The 4,298-nt window shown below is 49.1% G+C and carries 6 protein-coding genes; all 6 read right to left on the bottom strand.

What is annotated here, in order from left to right:
- The coding region (locus BMX44_RS16180; protein ID WP_218144000.1) for a defense against restriction DarA-related protein at positions 1–1,421 on the bottom strand (1,421 nt) is incomplete at its 3' end.
- Between the two features lie 135 nt (positions 1,422–1,556).
- Positions 1,557–2,042: a defense against restriction DarA-related protein gene (locus BMX44_RS16175; RefSeq protein WP_090634953.1), complete on the bottom strand. Its 486-nt coding sequence runs from the start codon at positions 2,040–2,042 to the stop codon at positions 1,557–1,559.
- 14 nt (positions 2,043–2,056) lie between these two features.
- Positions 2,057–2,395, bottom strand: a complete 339-nt coding sequence (locus tag BMX44_RS16170; protein ID WP_090634950.1) for a hypothetical protein — start codon at positions 2,393–2,395, stop codon at positions 2,057–2,059.
- On the bottom strand, positions 2,392–2,937 hold the full coding sequence (locus tag BMX44_RS16165; protein WP_143056987.1) for a hypothetical protein: 546 nt from the start codon (positions 2,935–2,937) through the stop codon (positions 2,392–2,394). The genes BMX44_RS16170 and BMX44_RS16165 overlap by 4 nt, the downstream gene beginning before the upstream one ends.
- On the bottom strand, positions 2,934–3,830 hold the full coding sequence (locus BMX44_RS16160) for a hypothetical protein (protein WP_143056986.1): 897 nt from the start codon (positions 3,828–3,830) through the stop codon (positions 2,934–2,936). Before BMX44_RS16160 ends, BMX44_RS16165 begins: the two co-directional genes overlap by 4 nt.
- A 4-nt stretch (positions 3,831–3,834) precedes the next feature.
- Positions 3,835–4,218, bottom strand: coding sequence for a hypothetical protein (locus BMX44_RS16155; RefSeq protein ID WP_090634943.1), 384 nt, complete (start codon positions 4,216–4,218; stop codon positions 3,835–3,837).
- Positions 4,219–4,298: the final 80 nt, after the last annotated feature.

Genomic DNA, 4,298 nt, shown 5'->3' with positions numbered 1-4,298 from the left:
TCTGCGGTCTTGCCAAGATCGGTTTTAACCGTCCCAACGTCCTCCCAAACACTGGATTCCTTATCCAGCAATTCGACTGTGAATTGGTCATTACTGCTTCCGGATACACGATAATTACCCATGGTCATGGCTGAACCATCCTCAAAACCATTCCAGCCGCGTTTGGAAAGTGCCTCTCTGACCGCAATATGCATATCCTCAAGGCTTCTGTCCCGGTCTTCAACTTCGATTTTGAGTGCGTCGCGTTCGTTTTCCGCCTTTTTGAGCTCCGCTTCCAGCGACACGATTTCATCTTTCAGGCTTTGGATGTTTTGCATGCGCTCTGCGCGTTTCGCGTTCGCGCGCGCGAATCCTGCGCTGTTTTTCTCGGCCAGTTTCATGATGCGACGCGCAACCTCGCGCACATTCAAATCCTGCCCGCGCTCAGGTGCTACAACGATGGTTATATCCTTTTTATTCAGCATCCACTTCCAGGAGATAACTTCATCCGTTGCCGCCATTTTCTGAGGCGTAACATCCGGATTGTGCAGGTAGATAGTTATTGTCTGGCCGTCAGACAGTTCGTAAACAACCGCTACATTTGCGACATTGTTGCGTTTGAACGGCTCGGAAATCTGCATCGATACCGGCTTCAGGTCCTTGCCTGTGCGCTCCATGATTCCCTGCAGTATTTCCATCTTGCGCTCGAGTTTCGCGTATGGTGTAACCAGCGCATCGAATGCCAGGACGCCTTCAGAGTCCTCAATAATTTCCTGTATTGTTACCGGGTCCATAATCAGCTTTTCGCTTGAATCGGATCTGCGTATTTCATACAAAACATGGTCAAGCGTGCGGCCATTCAGTGGCATGGCATCGTTATTCCAGTAGACTCTTTGTGTCATGGCTTCCAGTCCTTCATGTGGTAAGTCGTTTTTGTTGATAGGGCGGCTTTTATCACCGTTTTTAAGCCACCATTTAAGTTGTGGCACTGTCATCCGGACAATGCTGCCTAAGCCGTTCCAGCCGCGCTCGAAACTTCCCATATAGGCGTTTACAGCGGATTCCTGATCATAAAAAGCGATAAGGATCTTATGCTCGTCGAAGCGACCATTGATGTGTTGGTTGACCGCGTACACGTACTCGGCATCCGGGCAAACGCCCACAAAACAATCAACGCCGTCACCGTCTGCGCCCTTGGTGCCGCTCAGGTACCCATAATGAGCCGCAAGTCGAGAAGTCCAGCGTTTACCGGTTTTCTCGTCTATGCCTGTGCGGTACATGTTACGGGGTTGTTCGATAGCAATCGGCATGCCGTGAAGACTGAAACGCCCCATTTTGTAATTACCGGCCTTGCATTGGGCGTCAGTGGGTGTCGAGGTGGAGTTATGGCCAAACGCGCCGCTGTGGGCGTATTCTTCCAATTCGGCGTGTGATATAGGCATAAAGTCAACATTCTAAATTTGTAAATTCAGTGTTGAATCTTATGCTCTCGGGAAGGGCTAAATGGGGCGGTTTTCCTATTCGTTGAGACTCATATTTGCATCGATATGAGCCTCAAACCGGTTTGTTACTAATAGTTAAGCTGCAAGCTTCTCTCTTAATTCTGCGATTTCCCCATTAACAATGTCGATTGCCTCCTTCAACGCATCGCGTTTTTCGGTTAACGTTTGTTCCATTTTTGGCGCAGCTGTACGGATTCCTGCGGGCGGCTTGACCTTGGTTCTGGCAAGCAGTTTCTGGAATTTCGCGCGGCCAGCATCCATCAGTTTAACGATCTCATTGACCGCTGCCTCATGGTCATCCTGATTTTTGATAGGAAGCGGCTTTTTGTTCAGCAATACCTGAAAGATATCGCCGGTCTGCTTTACGCGAAGCGTCACGGTCTGCGAGTCGGCAAAAGTGAGCATCATTTCACGATAACTAACGCCAGCCGCACGTTTTACGCTGGTTGTAACGTCACTCTGTACAACATTCGCACCCTTGCGAGAGAACTGTCTTTCGATAATCTTGCTGGCCTTGTCGCCGGTCGCCATATCCTGGAAACTGAATAGTAACTTGTTCATTTTAGATTCCCTAGTTAATTGTTGTTTAGATAGTAGGTAAGCAGCTTGTTCACGTTGATAATGCCGTTCTCAACGCATTCCGCTTTTGTTGCCGGCACCGGTGAAACCACCGGGATAAACAGTTCCGCACTCATATTTACATTGACTGCGGTTATATCAACGTCTGTGATAGTGGCTATTGTTATGTCATCAGCTGCGTTCAGTACAATAGTCCCGGTGCTGTCAAACAGTATCCAGTGGTCGTGGTCTTCACACTTCTGGACATTAAACACCAGCCCCTTCATTTCGCTTGAGCACGTAGGGTAACTGCCGGGCTCGAGAGGCAAATCAAATTCTGGAATGCTGCTTGTCATATAATCAATTTCCCTGTTGCTGATTCGAGAACAATCTGAGAACTGACAGACTTAATTAACACCCTGTCCACGCTCTTGATCTCTGTCTTGCCGTTCGATTGCGTTAGCACCTGGGCGGCAGCTTTTAGCAACACATCCGCTGCAGCTTGTATCTGAACGTCAGTACCGGCTTTTATCCGGGTATCAGATCCTGACAAGGCATTGAGCAGCGTATTCGCAAGCATTTCGATGTTTTCATGGTGCCATCTGCGATAATCTACTGAGTTACCAGCTTGCGGATTTCGATAGCCGGTTATTACCGGATATCTGGAGTCGCCACCTATAAACTGAATCCATACAGTATCGCCAGGCAAAATCTCAATCTCGGTAGTGAATTCTCCATCACGGGATTTGTCACCGATTGAATACTTGATTTCCGCTTCCGGCAAAACATCACCGCCATCTGTCGAGCCCGGAATCTCAACACGACATGTACGGCGTTCCTGATTGTATGATCTGACTATGCCCGGATAGATACCGGGCATGTATCCGTACTCGTTCACTCCTGCAAATCTCCTAGCCAAAGTTTAGTGTACTGGTCACTACCACTGCCATCCGTACCACTGAAAAAGGCGTGTGCTGCGGTGATGACACACAGCGGATCAGCGCCCACTATATTGACCAGATCACCGGCCACAATCCCGGCAGCAAGGTTTATTTTCGATGTTTTACGCTGCACAAGGCACGTTGACATGTTGCGCAATCGCTGCACGTTCTTGAAGGGCGCATACCGCACGCTCCTGGCATCCTGACGGTTGCCAAATACAAAACTTGCGTCGTCTTTCAATGAGTAAAACCAGGGTATTTCATGCCGCTCGATAAAGCCGCTATCAATGTCATCGGATGCATTGTCCGGCAGATCCATTGACGGGTCCTGACTGAACAAATCGGCAAGCCTGAAAAAAGCCAGCCTGCCATCTTTCCAGCGCACAATGCCACCCTCTTCTTGCAGCACCCTGTTGATATGAAAACTCGGAGTGTCACCTACCAGGCAATAGAAACGCGGCACAGGGAAGTCACCATCAACCGACTTGATTGACGCGCCTGCAGCTCTATACAGCGACGACAGAGATACGTTTTCCTTGATAATTGCCCTGCCCCGGACAAACGAAACGGTATGGCATGCATTCAATAGCGCGGTTATCTGTATTGCATCCATTTCACGCCTGCCTTGCGACACCCGGTTAAGCACTTTGGTCGATTTGATAATACGTAATTCATCGCCCTGACCGCCCAGGGTGATTATTTCACCTTCAGCCAGCCGGTCGGCCATGTCTTCATCTATACGGATCTCGGCTTCAAGCGTTACCGGTATCGGCGACATGTCAGAACGAACGACGGCTGACTTTATGAGATCGCCTCGAATCTGGTTGCCGTTGTTAAGATATAAAATCACCTGGCTATACCGTTATAACTTCCCGCACAAACGCTTTTTTGGGCAGTTCCATTTCATACTGCATGATTTCCTGCCCTACCTCGCTTGACGACCTGCCGAACGGCTCAACACCAAGCCCCCGCGTTGCTTCCAAATGGGTGGCCGTTTCACGCTCCATGTAGAGCACGAATAATGGCCGTATTAATGCCCATTCAGAGTCGTTTAACTCGGTATCAGCCGTGATTTGCGGCACTGGCGAAGCATCAACATGCGCTTGAAGTTCGGCATAACCGGCATAAAGCACCGTGGCGGCAACCGCTTGCGCAAGAGCAATAGTTGTATCCAGCATGTTGGATATCATTCGCTCCTGCAGCAGGTAATCGTCAACGCGATCAGATATCGTTTGCATTAGTTGTAATCAGCAGAATTACCTGGAATTATTTCACCAAAGTAATGGAAAAACAGCGTGCCGGTAAACATCAATACCTG

The organism is Nitrosomonas marina, from assembly GCF_900110145.1.
Taxonomy (GTDB): Bacteria; Pseudomonadota; Gammaproteobacteria; order Burkholderiales; family Nitrosomonadaceae; genus Nitrosomonas; species Nitrosomonas marina.
Note: the sequence above shows the minus strand (reverse complement) of the source record. Positions and strands in the feature narration are given on the sequence as shown.